Origin of the sequence: Pseudoalteromonas spongiae UST010723-006, assembly GCF_000238255.3 — a bacterium.
Taxonomy (GTDB): domain Bacteria; phylum Pseudomonadota; class Gammaproteobacteria; order Enterobacterales; family Alteromonadaceae; genus Pseudoalteromonas; species Pseudoalteromonas spongiae.
This window is the reverse complement of sequence record NZ_CP011040.1, coordinates 1,221,950-1,240,183: the sequence shown is the minus strand read 5'-3', so window position 1 is coordinate 1,240,183 and position 18,234 is coordinate 1,221,950. Positions and strand designations below refer to the sequence as shown.

At 38.7% G+C, this 18,234-nt stretch carries 21 protein-coding genes and 1 pseudogene; 13 read left to right on the top strand and 9 right to left on the bottom strand.

The annotated features are described in order from the left end of the window. Positions 1-39: 39 nt before the first annotated feature. Together PSPO_RS19775 and PSPO_RS19770 are read right to left on the bottom strand one after the other, a co-directional pair. Positions 40-933, bottom strand: coding sequence for a FecR family protein (locus tag PSPO_RS19775; protein ID WP_010558798.1), 894 nt, complete (start codon positions 931-933; stop codon positions 40-42). Beyond that, entirely contained in the window at positions 926-1,429 is a 504-nt protein-coding gene (locus PSPO_RS19770; protein ID WP_010558799.1) for an RNA polymerase sigma factor, read from the bottom strand. The genes PSPO_RS19775 and PSPO_RS19770 overlap by 8 nt, the downstream gene beginning before the upstream one ends. Positions 1,430-1,673: 244 nt before the next feature. Here PSPO_RS19770 and sdhC point away from each other — a divergent pair, with 244 nt between their 5' ends. Together sdhC and sdhD are read left to right on the top strand one after the other, a co-directional pair. Then, positions 1,674-2,057 (top strand): succinate dehydrogenase, cytochrome b556 subunit, encoded by a 384-nt coding sequence (gene sdhC / locus PSPO_RS19765; RefSeq protein ID WP_010558800.1) that lies wholly within the window; start codon positions 1,674-1,676, stop codon positions 2,055-2,057. Continuing rightward, the gene (sdhD, locus tag PSPO_RS19760) at positions 2,045-2,383 is read left to right on the top strand and encodes a succinate dehydrogenase, hydrophobic membrane anchor protein (RefSeq protein ID WP_010558801.1); all 339 of its coding nucleotides are present in this window, start codon (positions 2,045-2,047) and stop codon (positions 2,381-2,383) included. Before sdhC ends, sdhD begins: the two co-directional genes overlap by 13 nt. A gap of 75 nt (positions 2,384-2,458) precedes the next feature. Here sdhD and PSPO_RS19755 read toward each other — a convergent pair whose 3' ends face one another. Next, a complete protein-coding gene (locus tag PSPO_RS19755) occupies positions 2,459-4,489 on the bottom strand; it encodes a TonB-dependent receptor (RefSeq protein ID WP_010558802.1) in 2,031 nt (676 codons plus the stop codon). Positions 4,490-4,758: 269 nt separating this feature from the next. Between PSPO_RS19755 and PSPO_RS19750 the strand changes: the two are divergent. From PSPO_RS19750 to PSPO_RS19740, 3 genes and pseudogenes are all read left to right on the top strand, one after another. Further along, positions 4,759-6,891: pseudogene (locus tag PSPO_RS19750) on the top strand (TonB-dependent siderophore receptor). A 196-nt stretch (positions 6,892-7,087) separates the two neighbouring features. After that, positions 7,088-7,654, top strand: coding sequence for a Crp/Fnr family transcriptional regulator (locus PSPO_RS19745; protein ID WP_010558805.1), 567 nt, complete (start codon positions 7,088-7,090; stop codon positions 7,652-7,654). 75 nt (positions 7,655-7,729) lie between these two features. Continuing rightward, a complete protein-coding gene (locus tag PSPO_RS19740) occupies positions 7,730-8,389 on the top strand; it encodes a cysteine hydrolase family protein (protein ID WP_010558806.1) in 660 nt (219 codons plus the stop codon). Positions 8,390-8,483: 94 nt separating this feature from the next. On the opposite strand, the gene PSPO_RS19735 is transcribed toward PSPO_RS19740, so the two are convergent. Continuing rightward, complete coding sequence (locus tag PSPO_RS19735) at positions 8,484-9,776, bottom strand: hypothetical protein (protein ID WP_010558807.1); 1,293 nt, start codon at positions 9,774-9,776, stop codon at positions 8,484-8,486. Between the two features lie 351 nt (positions 9,777-10,127). Between PSPO_RS19735 and maoP the strand changes: the two genes are divergently transcribed. Beyond that, positions 10,128-10,466, top strand: coding sequence for a DUF413 domain-containing protein (maoP, locus tag PSPO_RS19730; protein WP_010558808.1), 339 nt, complete (start codon positions 10,128-10,130; stop codon positions 10,464-10,466). Further along, positions 10,456-10,599, top strand: coding sequence for a hypothetical protein (locus PSPO_RS21740; RefSeq protein WP_158523473.1), 144 nt, complete (start codon positions 10,456-10,458; stop codon positions 10,597-10,599). Before maoP ends, PSPO_RS21740 begins: the two co-directional genes overlap by 11 nt. A 306-nt stretch (positions 10,600-10,905) precedes the next feature. Here PSPO_RS21740 and PSPO_RS19725 read toward each other — a convergent pair whose 3' ends face one another. The 5 genes from PSPO_RS19725 to PSPO_RS19705 form a co-directional block, all read right to left on the bottom strand. Next, positions 10,906-11,205 (bottom strand): hypothetical protein, encoded by a 300-nt coding sequence (locus PSPO_RS19725; RefSeq protein WP_148665301.1) that lies wholly within the window; start codon positions 11,203-11,205, stop codon positions 10,906-10,908. Positions 11,206-11,405: 200 nt separating this feature from the next. After that, the gene (locus PSPO_RS19720; protein WP_096035310.1) at positions 11,406-12,446 is read right to left on the bottom strand and encodes a cyclin family protein; all 1,041 of its coding nucleotides are present in this window, start codon (positions 12,444-12,446) and stop codon (positions 11,406-11,408) included. A 15-nt stretch (positions 12,447-12,461) separates the two neighbouring features. Continuing rightward, complete coding sequence (locus PSPO_RS19715; RefSeq protein ID WP_010558811.1) at positions 12,462-12,662, bottom strand: hypothetical protein; 201 nt, start codon at positions 12,660-12,662, stop codon at positions 12,462-12,464. Positions 12,663-12,817: 155 nt separating this feature from the next. Continuing rightward, the gene (locus PSPO_RS19710) at positions 12,818-13,099 is read right to left on the bottom strand and encodes a hypothetical protein (protein WP_010558812.1); all 282 of its coding nucleotides are present in this window, start codon (positions 13,097-13,099) and stop codon (positions 12,818-12,820) included. 445 nt (positions 13,100-13,544) lie between these two features. Next, the gene (locus PSPO_RS19705) at positions 13,545-14,426 is read right to left on the bottom strand and encodes a class II glutamine amidotransferase (RefSeq protein ID WP_010558813.1); all 882 of its coding nucleotides are present in this window, start codon (positions 14,424-14,426) and stop codon (positions 13,545-13,547) included. Positions 14,427-14,679: 253 nt separating this feature from the next. Between PSPO_RS19705 and PSPO_RS19700 the strand changes: the two genes are divergently transcribed. The 6 genes from PSPO_RS19700 to PSPO_RS19675 all read left to right on the top strand — a co-directional run bounded on the left by PSPO_RS19700 (position 14,680) and on the right by PSPO_RS19675 (position 18,218). Then, on the top strand, positions 14,680-15,474 hold the full coding sequence (locus PSPO_RS19700) for a polysaccharide deacetylase family protein (RefSeq protein WP_010558814.1): 795 nt from the start codon (positions 14,680-14,682) through the stop codon (positions 15,472-15,474). A 187-nt stretch (positions 15,475-15,661) separates the two neighbouring features. Further along, on the top strand, positions 15,662-15,976 hold the full coding sequence (locus PSPO_RS19695) for a hypothetical protein (protein WP_010558815.1): 315 nt from the start codon (positions 15,662-15,664) through the stop codon (positions 15,974-15,976). Between the two features lie 106 nt (positions 15,977-16,082). After that, on the top strand, positions 16,083-16,643 hold the full coding sequence (locus tag PSPO_RS19690; RefSeq protein WP_010558816.1) for a GNAT family N-acetyltransferase: 561 nt from the start codon (positions 16,083-16,085) through the stop codon (positions 16,641-16,643). After that, positions 16,644-16,997, top strand: coding sequence for a 2OG-Fe(II) oxygenase family protein (locus PSPO_RS19685; protein ID WP_010558817.1), 354 nt, complete (start codon positions 16,644-16,646; stop codon positions 16,995-16,997). Between the two features lie 55 nt (positions 16,998-17,052). Further along, entirely contained in the window at positions 17,053-17,910 is an 858-nt protein-coding gene (locus tag PSPO_RS19680; protein WP_010558818.1) for an alpha/beta fold hydrolase, read from the top strand. A 38-nt stretch (positions 17,911-17,948) separates the two neighbouring features. Beyond that, positions 17,949-18,218, top strand: a complete 270-nt coding sequence (locus PSPO_RS19675; RefSeq protein ID WP_096035309.1) for a hypothetical protein — start codon at positions 17,949-17,951, stop codon at positions 18,216-18,218. The last annotated feature ends 16 nt before the right edge of the window (positions 18,219-18,234 follow it).

Below are 18,234 nucleotides of genomic sequence, written 5' to 3'. Positions count from 1 at the left end.
ATCTATAACGCGTTAAAAATGAAAAACCGTAAATTATTTTTAATAAATTATGAGATCGTTACTGGCATTGCGCATTTGCTTTAAATTTAAGCTTTCCAATAACAAAGAAAGCGCAAACTCAGGCGATTGTGTATTTACATTACCGGTTACTTTTAAATTTAGGTGTTGCTGATTAACGACGCTGATTTTGTAATCCACAAAAGGTTGTAACTGCTTAATTGCATCACCGAGCGGAGTTGCATTAAAGATCAGTTTGCCATCACGCCATGCCAGTGCCGCATTAATTTCGCTTGCGTGCATTTTCAGCCAATGTTTATTTGATAAAATTAACCCTTCACCTTGTGCAAGTTGCTGCATTTGCTTGGTTTGGGTGTTGGTAACACTAACTTTATGCTCGGTTACAACCACTTTTGCAACGCCTAACGTATTGATCAAAAAAGACGTACCTAGCGCGGTGACTTGCTTATTATTAAACTCAACGCGAAATGGTCGATTAGCGTCACTTGCGACATCAAACCAGGCATCTCCTTCAAGCAATTTGATTATGCGTTCGTTTTGGCTGTAAGCAACGGCAATTTTAGTGGCTTTTTTTAACTCAATTACCGAACCATCGCTTAAGGTTACAGGGCTTTGCTCGGCACTAAAGTACATCAATGATGGCGCTATTTTGCTGGTGTTGGGCGTTTTGACAAGCCAAATTGTCAGCGCAAATGCCACTAACGATAAAAACGCCAATGAATGACCTAAACGAGGCGCTTCATTGCTGTTGCTGTTTAGTAATATGTCGCGCTCAGCAAAATAGGTATCTTGATGTTGTTTAGACTTTTTGCACCAAGCGGCAAAAGCGCGCTGTTGCTCGTAAGTTACATTCTCAGCGCGCATTTTTGTTAACCAGCGCTTGGCTTGTACTCGAATTAACCAGCGTTTAATCATTATGCTGCGACCCTAAAATAAGCTGACGGCATTTACTTTGCAAATTAGCCAATGACTTTTCAACCCAACTTAGTGAGCGCCCTTTATCACACGCGATATTACGACAGCTATCGCCATTGATTTTAGCGCGCCAAATTAAATCTTTTATTTCGGGCTTTTGTTTATCGAGCAGTTGTTGAATTTTTTCAATGGCCAGGTGCTGGCCAACATATTGTTCTGGACAAGTATCGGCTTTAAGTGAATCCAGATCGACATCATCAACTAACTCTTTACTACTTTTGCGATAAAAATCAATAATTAAGTTGTTCAACATGGTTGTGACATAGGCATTAATATTGCCAATGCTATGCCAGTTTTCAACGAGCATAAGCTTGAGGTAAAGCTCTTGCGAAAGATCTTTTCTGGTTTCGCTACATGCTACTTTTTTGGCGAGGTGTTGCTGCATTAACGGCATGCAATGTTGATAAATTCGCTCGGCAGTATAGGGAGGCTGCATTGAAATCATTAAAACAGTCAATTTGTCGCTAATGCTAATGATAGCTATTATCAAAATCAAGCTTTATGTGGTCGGTGCACTGTGTTTATTCAATCCATTCTTTTCAATTTCATACAAAAACGTGTCGAACTTGCCTGATTAATCATCAACACAGTGAGATTAGGTATTAATTTAAATGTATGAGATTGATAATGATTATCGTTAGTGTTAATTTGTTTTCACTCTTTCATTTTGGTTTTATGTTATGAAAAATAAGCGGCCAGTTAATTTGGCAATTCATACCATGGCGTTACCGATTACGGCCTACGCATCAATTTTGCATCGAATTTGTGCAGTGATCATTTGGTTTTATTCAGTGGCTTTAATCCCTGTTATTTATTATGCGAGTCGAACGCAACAACAGTTTGACGAAGTGAAATCCTATTTTAATGATGTATTTTTTATCCAATTTTTAGTTTGGGGTGGGTTAACCGCATTGACGTATTATTGCGTTGCAAGTGTTAAACACTTTATTCAGGAATTTGGTTATTTTGAAGAGTTATCAGGTGGCATTGCGATTTCTCGCGTTACGATTGGTTTGGCGTTGGTGTTAAGCATTATTGCAGGAGGCTGGGTTTGGTTAGTTTAAACATTAATCGTCACGGTACAAAACAGTGGGTTTTTCAGCGGGTTGCTAATTTATTTATTGTGCTACTTAGTCTGTGTTTTGTTTTTGTGTTCGCTACTTTTCCTGTCGACGATTATGCATCGTTAATCGGCTTGTTAAACGCACATTGGTTTAAAGTAATCGCAAGTATAAGCCTTATTGTGTTATCGCTTAATAGCATGTTGGCAGGTTGGCAAATCGCAGGCGATTACGTAAAGGGAAGTTTCGTTAACTATTTATTCAATACATTGTGTATTGTGGTAAGTGTAATGATTGCAGCACTCGGTAACTATATTATTTGGTTTTAACCCGTGTTAAACATTACCAGTGCACAAAAGTGCATGTGAAAAATAAAGCCTGTTTAAAAACAGGCTTTATTGTATTTAAAAGTGATATTCGAAGTTTGCGCCTATGGTTCTTGGCGTAATCGTTAGCGGCGATTCGGGTGCAAACTCAGAGCTTATCAAGGTGATATCATCTGCATCAAATAAATTATCTACATATAAAGCAATGCGGCCATTATTAAACTTGTAAGCTAGTTTCACATTAGCGCGCCAATAGGCATCTACTTTTAATGCTTCAATATTATTTCGGTCTGAATAGTAACTGCTAGAGTAATTGGCATTAGCCGAAAACTGGAAGCTATTTAAGAAACGATACACAAGGTTAAGGTTAGCGGAAGCGCTGGGGGCTCTTGGTAGTTCCTTTTCAACTTTTGTATTAGTGTTGTTTTTTTTGTATTCAGATTCAAGTAAACCAACGCCACCAGATAACTCTAAGTTATCAAGGGCAAGCCAACGAAGGTTTACCTCTGCACCATAAGTATTTGCGCTATCGAGGTTTTGCACCGATACATAACCGTCGGAATGAGTTTGTAGGATCTGCATACCATCGTAATCGTTATAAAATAGATTTGAGGTTAGCTCGAGCGTGTTTTGGAAAAATCGCTGTCTGCTATACAGTTCGTAATTCCAGACGTACTCGGTGTCAAAGCTGTAAGGTTTCATTGGTGCACGAGCAGTAAACGTATTAAAGCTTAACCCTGCACCACCTGAGTTAAACCCTTTTCCTGATTTAAAACCAAATGCCTGATTTTCTTTTGGTGCAAAATTAATATCTATTTTTGGCAAAAATACATCGGTGGTTTCATCATAATCAAGTGCGAATAGGGGAACCACTCGGGTTACGGTTTCACTTTCATAACGACCGCCAAGTGTCGCTGTAAATTGCGCATTAACTTTATACACCACTTCGGCAAAAGCTGAACGAGTTGTCGTTTCTCCCGTCATGTCATTTTTACCGCGGTTGTGGGTATACACGTCATCATGTGCGGAATCAAAGTAGCGCAGCCCCGTAATTGCAGACAATGACGCATTGCTAGGGTTGTAACGTATTATCGGTTCTATAAATATTTCTTCACCATCAGTGATAAAATCAGCGCGGCGGCCTTTAGGGTCTGTAATTCGCTCATAACCAAAATCAGTGTAGTTAACACTGTTTTCAAAGATCACAGCATCGGAAATTTGATAAACGATTTGCCAATCAGCACTGGTCGAATCGGTGTCATAAACAGGACGTTCTTTTGGAAAAAAGCTGCCAACTTCGTTTTCAGATTGTGGCGCACGTGTATCCATATAATTAAACGTTAAAGTAGAGGTGAGTTCTTCGAGAGCGCTCGGTTCATAGCGTAATTTAGTGCGAATATTTGTTGTGCTTATTTCGCGAGAATCTCCAGCAGGCTGGTAACTGACGATATCGAGATGACTGTTTTTAGTTTGGCGATCGGCACTAAAACGTAATGCTAATTCATCATCAACAAGTGGTGCGTTTACCATTACTGCGGTTTGTCGGTAATCGTGGTTCGCAATTCCCACTTTGATAGCGCTGTCAAAATAATACACAGGATCATTTGATTTCATTACAATTGAACCCGCAGATGCGCTGCGCCCTTGAATATAACTCTGCGGCCCTAAATAGACTTCAATTTGTTGCATATCCCATAAGGAACGTGGGCCAAACGCGATTTCTGAATAAGTGAGAGAGCGACCATCTATGGACATGTTTAAACGAGGAGCTGTGCCTGCAAAACTCGCCAATCCACCCACTGACGGGCCAGAACCATCGATTCCGCGAACTGTTGGCAGATTGTTATCCATGCCAGAACTGACTAGGTTTGGAATGATTTCAAGTAAGTCATCGATTTCACTTACATTGGTTAGTGAATTTAATGCATTTGCATCAAATGCGTGTACGCTGGAACCCGTCTCAAAGATGGTTTGCTCTTTCTTTTCACCGAAGATAGTAATGGTTTCAATTTCGTTTGAATCGGCGCTTTGCTGTGCCTCTGCATGGAAAATAGAAGCGATAAAAATGGCTGTGAAAACGGTATTTAGCCGAAAAGGTAAAGCCTTCATGTTAATCCTTATAATGAGAAAATTTAAAACGTTACTGTAGAAACTTTTAATCAAATAAAAGTGGTAATAATTATCATTTAATGTTTTTGTTAATGTCAATTAGAACACGTTCAATCTACATTTTTAGGGCTTATTTATTGATATTAAATAAAAATTAACGATGTTCTCTGTTTTATCCAAAGGAAAAAGCGGCAGCTGTGTGTTGGCTAATGCTTTCAAAATAATATGTTATAATGTATCTTTTTGTTTTTTAAACGGACCTTAAAACCATGAAGTTAAATAATGGCGTGTGCGCCTTACCTCTTTCTCTATTGACGCTCTCCCTTTATGCCAATACTGAAAAGTCACTCGAACATATTGAAGTATTGGGCACACGTGCTCCAATGTATGATGCCCGCGATGTGAACGCCGCTGCCCTGGGCATTAAAGATCCTTTGCAGCTGCCAATTTCCATTCAGTCGTTTTCAGAACAATTTATCGATAATCAGCTTGCGCGTACGTTAAGTGAGGTACTAAGTAATGATGCGTCGGTACAAAATACCTCAATAGGTACTGTGTTTGATTTTGTCAGTTTGCGGGGCTTTCAACTGGATTGGAATAATGGCCTGCGACGTGATGGTTTATCGCTAGCGCCATACCAAGATGTAGCACTTGAAAATGTTCAACGCATTGATGTGCTAAAAGGGCCGTCGGGTGTGATTGCAGGGATTAACAATCCCGGTGGCACGGTTAATTACGTAACCAAACGACCTACCTCTGAGCAATTTATTGAGCTTGGTGCAGAACTTAACAGCAGCGATGGTCGTTATTTGTCGCTTGATATGGGCGGCCCGCTATCAGCACAAAGTGATGTGGGTTATCGTGTGAACGCAGCGATAGAAGATAATGGTGATTTTACCGGCGGTGATGACACCGAACGCTACTTTTTAAGCAGTGCATTTGATTGGCAGTTAAATGATCAGGTGCTTGTCAGACTAGATTTTGATTTTCACGACAAGTCGATTGTCTCGCAACCCCTAATTGGCTTAGTGTATGGTGAAAATGGGCAAACCTTTTTACCACCTTATGTCGACACCCAAGAGGTACTGCTAGGCCAACCGTGGGCGTTGTACGAGACAGAAACTTATAATATTGGCGCGCGTGTGGATTACTGGTTAAATGATAATTGGCAATGGGTTAATCAGGTGGCGCTAAGCAACAATGATCGCTTTACCATTTTCCCTGATATTTATGCCACATCACCTGAAGGGGAGGTACTGAGTGCCGCTATTTTAGTCACGCCAAATGAGTCGTTTAAAGCACGCTCTGGGCACAGTTTTTTAAGTGGCGAAGTAGAAACCGGTTTTATAAATTATGAGCTGGTGGTTGGCGTAAGTTACCGTGATTTAGAGTCTATTTCGGGTCGTTGGTTCGAACTTGAAAATCCAGTTGCAAGCCTGTTTGAGCCTGTTTATACAGCGCGCCCTGAGTTTCCAGAGATCCCAGATGCGAATCTAGAAAAATCGCGCGAACGTGCGGTATTTATCACAGATATTGTGCACTTTAGCGATCATGTGTATGCAACCTTAGGAGTGAGGCATTTAACCTATCAGCGTGATAAAACAGCCCCAGGCGAGCAACGAGTACGCACACACGATGATAGTTATACCACACCAACGCTGGGTATTAATTATAGCCCAAATGATGCGCTGGCATTTTACGGTATGTATACCGAAGGCGCAGGCGCAGGCGAAGGCGGCATTGCGGTGATTGGCAGTGGCGCTGAAAACGAAGGCCAGTACCTCGGTGCGCAAGAAAGTGAGCAAATGGAAGTGGGCGTAAAGTATCGCTTCAACAAGGCCACATTTAGCGCTGCGATTTATCAAATCGAAAAGTCATTGGAGTATCATAATCGCGCTACCAATTACTTTGTGCAAGATGGTGTGCAACGTCACCGCGGTATTGAGTTAAACGCCAATGGTGAAATTATCGAGAACCTATCGTTAGTATTCTCAACCAGCTTTATGGATGCAGAAATTAGAGAGCTAGCGGGGCAAGCATAGATCAATGGTAATCAGCCACATAATGTGCCAAAAACGCAAGGCAACCTATTTGTTGATTATAACTTTGCTTCGCTAAAAGGCTTGTCTGGGTTAAGCGCCAATATTGGTGTTTTTTACGTGGGTGAGCGCCAACAAAACTTACAAAACAGCTTATCACTGCCAAGCTATACGCGCGTTGATACGGGCGTTGATACGGGCGTGCGTTATGACTTTAGCGACCTTAATTTAATGCTACGCTTTAAAGTTGAAAACCTATTTGATAAAGAATATTGGGTATCGGCTGGGGCAAAGGGCATGGATTGGGGCGTAGCGCCGGGTAACGGACGCCTTGTGTCGTTATCTGCTAATTATACGTTTTAAGCTTTTTAAGGTGCTGGCGTTGCTAGCACCTTTTTTTAGGGTTTTGCCTCAGTATATTTGGTGTGTAGGTAGTATTTTTGAAGCGCCCAACATTCGGTGGTTTATCAAAGGTTGGATATAATTTGTAATGCGTTACTGCATTATTAGTTGTTTGCGAATAGTATAGTGGTCAAAACAAGTTGGATAGGTATCGCAAATGGATATGCCACTTTCCGTATTTTTAGAATCCAAAGGCATTAGTGCAGCAAAAGCGGCTTTACTTGCTAAAGAATTAAAGCCCGTAATCTTTAAATCAAACACGCCGTTATTATCCCAAGGTGAGCATTGGCAAGATTTTTATGTTATCTCACACGGACTTGTGCGCCTGTACTACCTCGACTCCGAGGGTAAAGAATCAAATAAAGGTTTTTTTGGCGAAGGTGACATATTGGCACCAATTGCGCCGTCGGCAATAACAGGCCCATCGAGTTTTTATGTTGAAACTCTGACTGAGGTACATGGTTACCATATAGCTTACGCAAAAGTGGTTGAACTATTAAAAGATTGCAATATTAGTCAGTACTTATTTCATCACTTAACAGCGCAATTGCTAGAAGACAAAATAGAGCGCGAATTAATGTTTTTGCAGCAAGACGCGAAAAAACGCTACGCTTATTTTTCCAAAAAATACCCAACACTTTGTCAACAAATACCGCTTAAACACATCGCTTCGTATCTTGGTATGACAGACGTTACCTTATCTCGTGTAAAAAACAAAAATTAATGCCTTATCAAATGTTAAGGCAAACGCAGGTTAATCAAATCACACTATTGCTACATTTACTTTATAGGAATAGTCATGAAAAATTTACTCAACTGCCAAATAGTCATCTGCTGCTTGTATTTTAGTTGCCATGTATTAGCAAAAGAACAGGTAAACACAAGCGCGTTAGTACTGATTGAATACCAAAATGAATGGGTATCGCCAAAAGGCACACTAAGAAACTTATTGGTTAAAGATAAAAAGGCATTTGCACAGGCTATTAGCCAATCTCAGCAATTATTAGCAAAAGCACGTCAGCATCAAATGCATATTGTACACGTTACATTAAAACCAGATGCTAACTATCAAATTTTTGGCAACGCGCAATTTGGGTTACGTGCCGCCATTAAAAAAGCCAAAACATGGCAAGGTGATATGGCAAATATTCACCCTAATTTTCAGCCAAAAGCAGGTGAGTTTGTTATTTCAGAACGCTCAGGTGCATCGGCGTTCGCTGGTAGCAATTTAGATAGTTACCTAAGAAATAATAACATTACATCACTGTACCTTGCTGGCTTTGCTACGCATGTGTGTGTTGAATCTACCCTCAGAGAAGCGCACGACAAAGGTTATACAACGTATGTTGTAACCGACGCAACAGGGGCATTTACTCAGCAACAGCAAAATTATTTTGAAGACGAGATTTTGCATCACTTTGGGAAAGGAATTTTAGTTGAGGCATTCGACGCACTTTAGCACTAAATAGTGCGGCATTACACGCAACCTAGTGTTGTGTGTAATGCCTCTTATGTTATCAGCTTCATGATTATATTAAGGCCGTTAATGTACGTTAGTCGCTTGTGGTAAATGGAATCACTTTTCCGCTAAAAATAGTTTCATCATAAATCTCGAATGTTCCTTGCCAGTTTGGGGTTTCTAACACCGCTTGTTGCCATTCTATTTTTGCACCAAGCTCAGATAATGCAGCAACAGATTGCCCATGTTTTATATTATTAAATGTCCAAGGTTTTAAGTGGCTTATCAATTTAGTGATGATTTGGATATTTGCCCTTCCTTTTGATATCTCATCTAACAGCGCAATTTCTTTTAAGTTACCATTTGCCAATAGCACAAACTTTTGTAAACAGCCTGTGAGCAAGGCAGACTTATTATCTACATCTACAAAAGATACCATTACATCTTTGTTTTTTATCAGAAACTGATCGTAATTAGCATCGTTTTCAAAGCAGGGAAGATTATTGAGGTTTTTGATTTCAATTGGTTCACCTATGTTAAAACTATTTAACCTACTAAAAGTTGTTTCACCATCATGATGAATAGAACTAAAAGTTACGTCAGAAAATATGTTTTGTAATTCGCTTTTTTGTTTATCTGAAAGGTTATCTTTAATATTGATGCTGGATGAAGCTAGGTTAATTTTAAAGTCCATCGCTTCTAGTTCTAGTTGATTTGCTAAAGACATTGGTAATAAATTGCTATGATATTGATAATTAACCAGCTGATTGTCTTCAAATAAGAATAGGTGATTCCTCCCAATTAATGTCATTTTTACTGAATTATTAATTGGCCATACTAAGGTAAACCTTCCTAATTTAGTGATGGTATCATCGTAACTATCACCAACAGCTATACCAAAAATAGCGCTTTTTGATATTTGACCATCAAACTTTATGCGTTCAATCTGTTTTGGTATTTGCGCCTCAAATGTATGCTCAGTAGTGAATTTTATTGCAGGAAATGTATTTTCAGACAAAAGTGTACTCAGTAAGCGAAGGTTATCTTCGTTAATTTCATAGGTTTTATCTGAGCAATTTGCAATCGGTTTGACAACGACGGTACCGATTAATTTCCTTGTTTCAATGTCACTTTTAAAAATTACACTTTGTTCAATCAAGCCATTTGGGTATTTGTTTAATTGTTTTTTTATAAGAGTAAAAAGTTTTTTTCTTACTGCATTTAGTTGTTCTTGCTCGTCTTTACTTCGATTGTAATTGACCGAGGTTTTGAACTCCTTTCCTTCAGCATCTAAGTCAGCAGTGCATTCACTTGCTCTGCTATATAGAGTATTGGCGTAGCTTACTTGGCAAAGTATAAATAACAAACATATAAAAATACCTTTCATTTTATTTTCCCATTTTACTTTATCTCATTAATATTAAAGGACTTAGTGTCTTAATAGAAGGTATATCCAATGAATATGTTAAGCGGCATAATATTAAATACAACCGGAATCTGTAAATCTTATAGCAAGGGTAGAGCTCATAAAATAAAATGCACACTTAAAACGTGACTAAACGTTCAGAATGAAAATTCTTTCCATTCATTTCAAACCTTTATTAACTACAAATTTTTATCTTCACGATAATAATTTTTTGATTTTCTTCTTTGAAAAATTTAACTATTTTTCACTTGCGAGCGCATCAATAGTTGATGCGGGCAAGGTTTAATTTAATAACATGTTGAGATTAAAAATATGGCAGCTGAAATTAGATTAGGTGGTCGAAAATTTTATGACGATGAACACTTTCCTGGTGGCATCGATAGGGCTGGCTTTTTCACTATTCCTGAGGCAAATTTTTTAATTAATTATGGCTATACGTTAAACGGCTTGTATTGTGGCGAATTGGCACCGAGTAACGAGGCGGAGCAAAACTTTGTTGATAACATCAATGTGGATGCTGAGTCTGGGTTATACGAGGTGCGCTTATGGCGCAAGTACTTAAAAGCGCTATATAAAGTGAGCCACAGAGCGAGTGCAAATAGTTCTCGCAATGAAGTAACACGGTCGTATGAGAGTTTCGATGAAGCATGAGCAAAATCAAGGTAGTTATCTTGAGAAGAATAAAGCACACAAGAAAGCAAAAAAGGAAAAACCGAAAGCTAAATTAAGTCACAAATCTAAACGCAAAAAATTTGATGACGATGATGACTGGAGTGACGAGTAGCACTCACGCCTTTATCTACACAAAAACCATAGGGCTTGTTTAATTTTGATGATAGTTCAAATAGGAAAAACTAGCCCTAATGGTATGTAAAAGCCCAGTTATTTACTCTAGCAAGTCCTTAGCTTCGTGTTATTTATCTAACCTAACTAAATCAAGAATGGCAGACGCAAAGGTGTCAAATTCGGTCGTGAGAGAAAAAATCAACATCTCCCCCATTAATTGCAAAAATAACTTTCTACAGCTAACGAATGTTACCTCTCAAAGTTTGTGGTAATTATCCCCATACAATAGACTTTGTGAAATCAGTTAATCTGACTTTTTAGTAGATGAACCTTGGCAGTTTTTCTTATCTGAAAAATACTGATGTATGTTGTTTAAAATTAGAGAAAAACAGGCAATTGCAATAATAAGAAATGGGATAAAAATTAATAATAATTGTGATTGATAACCCGCAATAGCAATTACAGTACAAATAGTGCCAATTGCAAACTCAATAGAAAGAGTTTCGATATCTAAAGTATATGAAGAGCTCGTTGTTTTGGCTGAATACATATTTACTTTTAATCCCAATCTATTCTCCTTTAAAAATGGGGTTCTGCTTTGCATTTTGTATGCTCATAATAGTTTTATCAACAACCGTTATTGGCTCATTACTGTCGGATACATAATTAAATTCAGAGGGTTACTTCCGCTTTGTGCCAAAAGCGGACAGTCGTAACGCCGCGTTAAGAGGCAATAAAATTGTTGGCTAAAATTAGCGACGAAGGAGCAAAAGCCAACTGTTTTTGTCCTACTTTAACGACTTGTTAGAGCTTTTTATTGCTAAACAAGTTTTTGTATTCATTAACTATACGGTCAGAAAAAACACTATTGTTTAATATGTCCATAGCCACATTAATACAAATATTTTGAAGTATAAAGGCTTCCAATTTATATGCGCTTTGCTTACCTGGATCCCATCCGTCTTTACGTTTCGTATTGTGGTGATGAAGAAAGCCGCGAAGTTTGACAATCTTTTTTATGAATTCTGATGATGTCAAAGAGTACTCTGCAATGTACTTAGCCCTTAGTTCCGACGGTAAAGAGTAAACATATTTAGGGTCTCTAAGTATTTTATTTATAAATACCTCTAGTTTTGAGGAGGAAACCATTTCTCGTTCAATAGCTGTGTTCTTAGTTTTTCCATTACCGTAATGCGATTCAAGCATGAAGTAAAAATCATAAAATGCTTCGATATATTCTTCTCGCTTAATGTCGTTTGTTCCTCTTCTGTAGAAGGATAAAACTACATCGTGATTTTTATCTTTAACGGCGGTTATTATTGGTCTAACTAACAAATCAAATCCTATTGGTTCAATTTCATCAGGAGTAAATTTGTGCCTACCGGCTTGGAAGTTATTTAATTGAATTAGCTCTTTTTCCAATTCATTTTCAGGAATCCACTCTATTTCATGCCCTGAAATATCTATTGATTCTACACCCCATAAGCTCCACATACCTTCTATTTGGCGCATGATTGTTTCTAATTCTTCCCATCTAGGATGAACTATGTTTATGCTGAAATTTACACCGGGTATTTCACTTTCCTTAACTTGAGGAATGTCATGGTGTGAAACAGGAAACGAAACAACTATATAGTCAATTAGGTTATCTTTTAAAACAAACTCGAACCGATAATCATCTATTTCAAAATCTGTGTTTTGATTCGGTTTAACTTGACCATTTAATTTAAATTTATATTGGCAACGCATCCATGCTCCAGAAAGCTCTAACGCCCGCCTAAGAGACGGAAAATGCCTGGCTAAAATTAGCGAAGAATGAGCGCAAGCCAAGCGTTTTGCGTCCATTTTTTAAGGCGCTTGTTAGGTTGTATTCTTTAATGGGTGATTAGGCAACAACGCATACTCAATATCTGGAGATTCGTTGAACTCTATTTGAACATCACCTCCACGGTCTTTTGTGCGATAAAAACTAAAGTGTCCTTTTGGACCAAAACAAACAGTATCATTTTTATTGAACAATTCTAACTCTTTGATTAATTCGCCAACTGTGATCTTAGACATATAATATTCCCTCATCTTTACTTTGAAGTTAAGTGATAAACCTTATGAAAACCTAACGCCTTAATAAACGTCGAAAAATAGCAGGCTAAACTAAGCGAAGAATGAGCGCAAGCCTGCTGTTTTGCGTCCATTGTTTGATTAACTTGTTAGGTGCGCTATTGCATACACGTTATTTCCTCGGACTTATATGTACCGTTTTGCTGTTTAAAATGAATTTCAAACTCCGCACCACAAATACCTTCTGCGATATAACTTTTACAGTAGAATAAATCACCATTATCAGCTTTGTGCCAATTTTTAATGTCTGCTTTAAAATCTGTGTTTAACAAAGCTGGTAACTCAAGTGGTTTTTCCCAAGCTTTCAGATCGAAACTACAGCCATTTGGTTTTGTTGCGCACCCTGATAAAAGTACAAAAATTAAAACTAAACTCCGCATTTCCAAGTGCACCTAACATGTTTATAGCGAGCGAATCGCGCGTTTTTCTACCACAGCGTCGCTCGTTTTTCTGAATGACTCATTTGTAACAAACTTCTTAACTATTTGCCAATACTAACAAAATGCAGTGGTTATAGCTTTTATCTCAGGACAAAAACGAGCGATTGGGTCGTGTTCCGGACTATGCAAGCAATATCCTTTGACGAAATAGAAAAGTAACTTTGAAAGAGCGCTATTCGCTCATTTCTGAACTCTAATAAGGCTGCCGCTAAGATTCCTTTGCGTTTATATTAAACCCGAATCAATTTTGAATGATAAACCGAATGTCTTAAGTGAAGTTGTTTTATTAATTATTAAATTTCGCTTATCGCTACTTTTTGACTTAGATATCAATAAACTCACGAGATAGCTATAAATGACTACAGCTATCTCAGTAGTTATTTAACTATGTTTGGTAATCGATTGGGATTGCTTGGGTGACAACCTGATTGCGTGCATCAACAATCACCGCGTGATTACGTGCTACTTTAATCCAATCGCTTTTTTCATTTGTAAGCGGTTCACTCGTTAAAGGCTCTGAGCTAATGATTACCGTATTTTGCGCTGAATTTCCGTTTAAACTAAAGTCTTTGCCTGCTGCAATTGCCAATTTACCTTGACTATAAAACAATGAAGCGGGTTGGCTTTCGCGGTCGGTTGCAAAACGCGTGGCGACCATAGATGTGCCATCACTCACTGCTAAGTTAATAAATGCATTGGTGTTTGCATCTGCTTCGCGTCTTATTTGAATAATTTTCTCAATGACACGATATAGCGCCTGAGTTAGATCATCTGTCGACAAATTATCAGCAAATTCAATGGTGTCGAGAAAGAGGGCAAAAATGCACTCTGAATCGGTGTTTCCCTTCACTAAATCAAACGCACGATTTGATAATTGATTAAGTAAATTGCGCCTAAATTTTGCGAATTGGTCGAGGCGGCCATTATGCATAAAGGTGTATTTTTGATAATTGAATGGGTGGCAATTTGCTTGCGAGACAGGCATACCAACAGATGCGTCACGAACATGGGCAAAAAAGCACTGGCTGCGCACTTTGCTCGCAATTTGTTGCAAGTTTTGATTGCTCCACGCAGGCTCAATGATGACAAATCGCGCAGGAAAAGGATCGTTGTGAGTTGGGTACCAACTTAAGCCAAATCCATCGCCATTGAGCGGCTTTTTACGCTTTTTCGCGTCTTTACTTTGTTCAATAAGCGAATTCGTTGGCGAAATAACAATATCGTTTAAAGTGACTTCTTCACCTTTATACGCAATAAAACGACACATAAATTTATCCAAAAAAATTTTTTACACTATAGGCGATTTTTAAAAATTTCATACAAAAATATGCACGGTTAACCACTGATTATCTGTTATTTACAGTAAACGTGAAGGGAAAAGGCCAAAAGATTATTTTTACGGTGTTTAAGGGCATTAAAATATGGTGTTTAAAACTCAGTTTATACAAATTTTTTTCACTTGTATTTACTAAAGTGGCTGGTTAGTTTGTGTCTAACTTATTCTTTTTATAGTGTGTTTTATGCGATTTATTTCTTCCTTTGCAATTTGTTTAACGTTATCGAGTTTCGCTTCAGTTGCTGGCGATTTTTACCCCAATAACGCGCAGCATGCGGTTAGTTTGAGCTTTGACGATGCGCGCCGCTCCCAAGCTGATGTTGGGCTGCCAATTTTAGATAAACATAACGTTAAGGGCACGTTTTACTTGATGCCAGTGCAAATGAAAGGCAAAGAAGCCAAGTGGCAAGCCGCCGCTAAAGCGGGGCATGAAATTGCGAATCACAGTGCTAGCCATTTATGTACGGGCAATTTTCGCTGGTTACGGGAAAAGAACAAAGGGCTAGAACAAGTCGATTTGCCATTTATCGAAAAAGATATTGAAACAGCGCAACAGCAAATTGAGCAAATTACAGGTGTGGCGCCTGTGGGTTATGCCTATCCGTGTGGTCATAAATTTGTGGGCCGCGGTGAATCGGTAAAAAGCTATGTGCCGCTGATTGCTGAGTCATTTGAATACGGCAGAACGTGGAATGATGAAACGGCAAATGACCCGCATTATTATGACACAGCACAAATCCGCGCGTTTGATATCGATAATAAATCGTTTGAAGAAATCAAGGCGATTATCGAGCGAGCTAGATTTGATGATGCGTGGATAGTACTTGCCGGTCACGAAGTTGGTGATAGAGCGCTTTACACTATCGATAGCAAGGCATTAGATCAGTTAATTGTATATTTAAAAGATCCTAAAAACGGCTTTTGGTTAGCACCTGTTGCTGAGGTAAATCAGTATATTCAGCAAAAACGTACTCGGTAATTGTTACGTTAAACCTAATAGCGCTTGAGTCCTCTTTTCAAGCGCATAACGTAACCTTTTTTAATCGATAGTAAATGCGTTTTTTTCTTGTTAAAGTTCTAAAAAAATTAGTAAAAAGAGGTCTTTAGGTAATTACTTTAAGCTCTTTTGCTGATGACCTGTAGTTTTTAGTGAGACAAGGATAAATATGGATATTGAAGTTTTCCGACCTAAACAGTTCCAAGATATGGCGCGAGATTACAAACTATTTGCCGATGGTAAACAAGTTGCTGTGATTAAACGAGGTAAAACTCAAACCGTGTCGCTGCCTGCGAATACCCAAGTTATTCAAGCAAAAATCGATTGGTGTAGCAGTGCTGAGGTGAAAGTAAGTGAATTAAGTGGCACAAAAATCACTGTTAAAAACACATTTGCTAACAATATTATTGAAGCAATGTTTTTCGCTTGGTATTACATTTCATTCGGTAAAAACAAGTATTTAACCATCGAAAGCAGCAAATAATTCGTTGAGTAAAAAATCATTTTTCAAATAACAATTGTTTTGCTGCTGTGAGCATTGCCATAACAAAGTGCAATAAGGCAGCAGATGCGCGGTAGTAAGGTGATTTATGAAATTTGAAACCCTTAATAGCAGTTATTGTAAGCAGTTACTCGACTTTGAACTAGAAAATAAAGCGTGGTTTGAATCATTTATTGCACCAAGAGATGCCGATTTTTATTCCAATGTTGGCGTTTCAAAACATATTGCTGTGCTTGAGGCAACAATGCGTTCGAAAAGCGGTTATTCTACGGTATTGATACAAAACGACGCAATTGTGGCGCGCGCAAATTTAAAAGATATAACAGGTGACACAGCATACATTGGTTATCGCGTAGCAAAAAACATGACCTCGCAAGGTATCGCCAGTTTATGTGTAGCGCAGCTAATTAAGGTTGCTGCGCAGCAATTTAGTTTAACAACACTGCGTGCACAGGTACTCAATAATAACCCCGCGTCAGAGCGCGTATTGCACAAGTTTGCTTTTCAAGCTGCAAGTACGCAACCCGATTTTTTACGCTTGAACGGACAAAGTTTGGCGTGCACTGAGTTTAGTTTGCGCCTTAGCGAATTAAATCAGCAGGCGTTACAGGCAAAATCTTCCCTAGTTAGCAGCAAGGTTGGTTGTTAAATGCCGTTTACAACACGGCTTTTTCGTTGGCAACGTGGGCGTCAAAATAGTGGCTACGATAAAATGCTGTTATGTGGGGCCGTGTGGCCAATTAAATTTGATGTTTATCTACTGAAATTCCCAACCGGCAGTGAAATACCCGCGCATACCGACAAAGTTGCGTCGGGTAAACATTATCGATTGAATATCGTGCTTAAAAAAGCACAACAAGGTGGTGAGTTTATATGTGCATCACCGATTTACGACAGTGAGCGTATTAAATTTTTCCGCCCTGATGCATGTGAACATCGAGTTTCTAAAGTAATTAAAGGTAATCGTTACATATTAAGTATTGGTTGGATAAGAAATAAGTAGTGCTCACGTGAGCCTAATAAAAAATATACTAAAACATGTTATTTAGGGAACTTACATGAAAATTTTTGCTGGGTTATGGGCACTTGCGATGAGTGTTACGACAATTGCGCAAGAGCTGAAACCAACAAAATCAGGATTATTTGATGTTGGTGGATTTAAGCTGTATTTGACCTGTTATGAAAACGATAAACCGACACTCATCATTGAACAAGGTTTTGGTCGTTCAGGCTCTGATGGTGTTTGGCTCGACAATGTAAAACGCTTACACAGTGATTTTAGTATTTGTTTGTACGACCGTGCAGGGTTAGGTAAAAGTGAAAAAGGCCCAGTACCGTTTACTGTTGATGATATGGCGACACACCTTAACGCGCTGCTGCACAATGCCAATGTTAAACCACCATACTATTTTGCTGGTGGCTCCTACGCCTCTTACATTATCACAGCGTTTAATAACCAGTATGCAGACAAAGTGGAAGGTGCGGTATTTATCGACCCTCCGCCATTTGGTTACTTTTATACAATGGCAACACGCTGGCCGAAAAATTTTAAAACAGACGATGAAAACTTAGCGCGTTACTATCAATTTGAGCAAAGTGTGCGTGATCCAATGTATAAAAAAGTGCCGGAAAATGTCGACCATATCGCAAGCTATCAATCGCTGGTTAAGTCAGACGGTTTTGCAAATAAACCGATTATCGTGTTACGCGCTAAGGCACCGGATGAACGCTACGATCCGCCTTTTGTACCAGATGAAATTGCGCTAAAAATGGATACGCTTTACGCAGGCGCTGAACACGACTTTTTGAGGCTTTCAAGTCAAAGCGCAATCGTGTACTCAAAGTCAAACAAGCATCACCTTCATATCGCCGATGCCGACCTTGTAGTCAAAAGTATTAAGCAGCTACTTGAGTAATTATTGTTTTATGCGGTTAAACACAAAAGGGATGAGTCGTGTTTAAGAAAATAACATTTGAAACAGCAACACAGAGTGATGCCAGTAGTCTGGCGACATTAGTGCTTGATGTATCACAACAATCGATTTTGCCGTATTTAGAATCCAACGGGCAAAACGCGTATGTTGCTAGCATTCAATCAGACATTAATACTGTGCTCAATCGCAGTGAGTATCAAAGCGTTAAAGCGTCGATTTACAATAAGCTTATTGGTTTTGCTGCAATGCGAGAGGGCAATTACATAATACCAATTCACTTAAGTAGCTGATCATCCTAGCGGACTA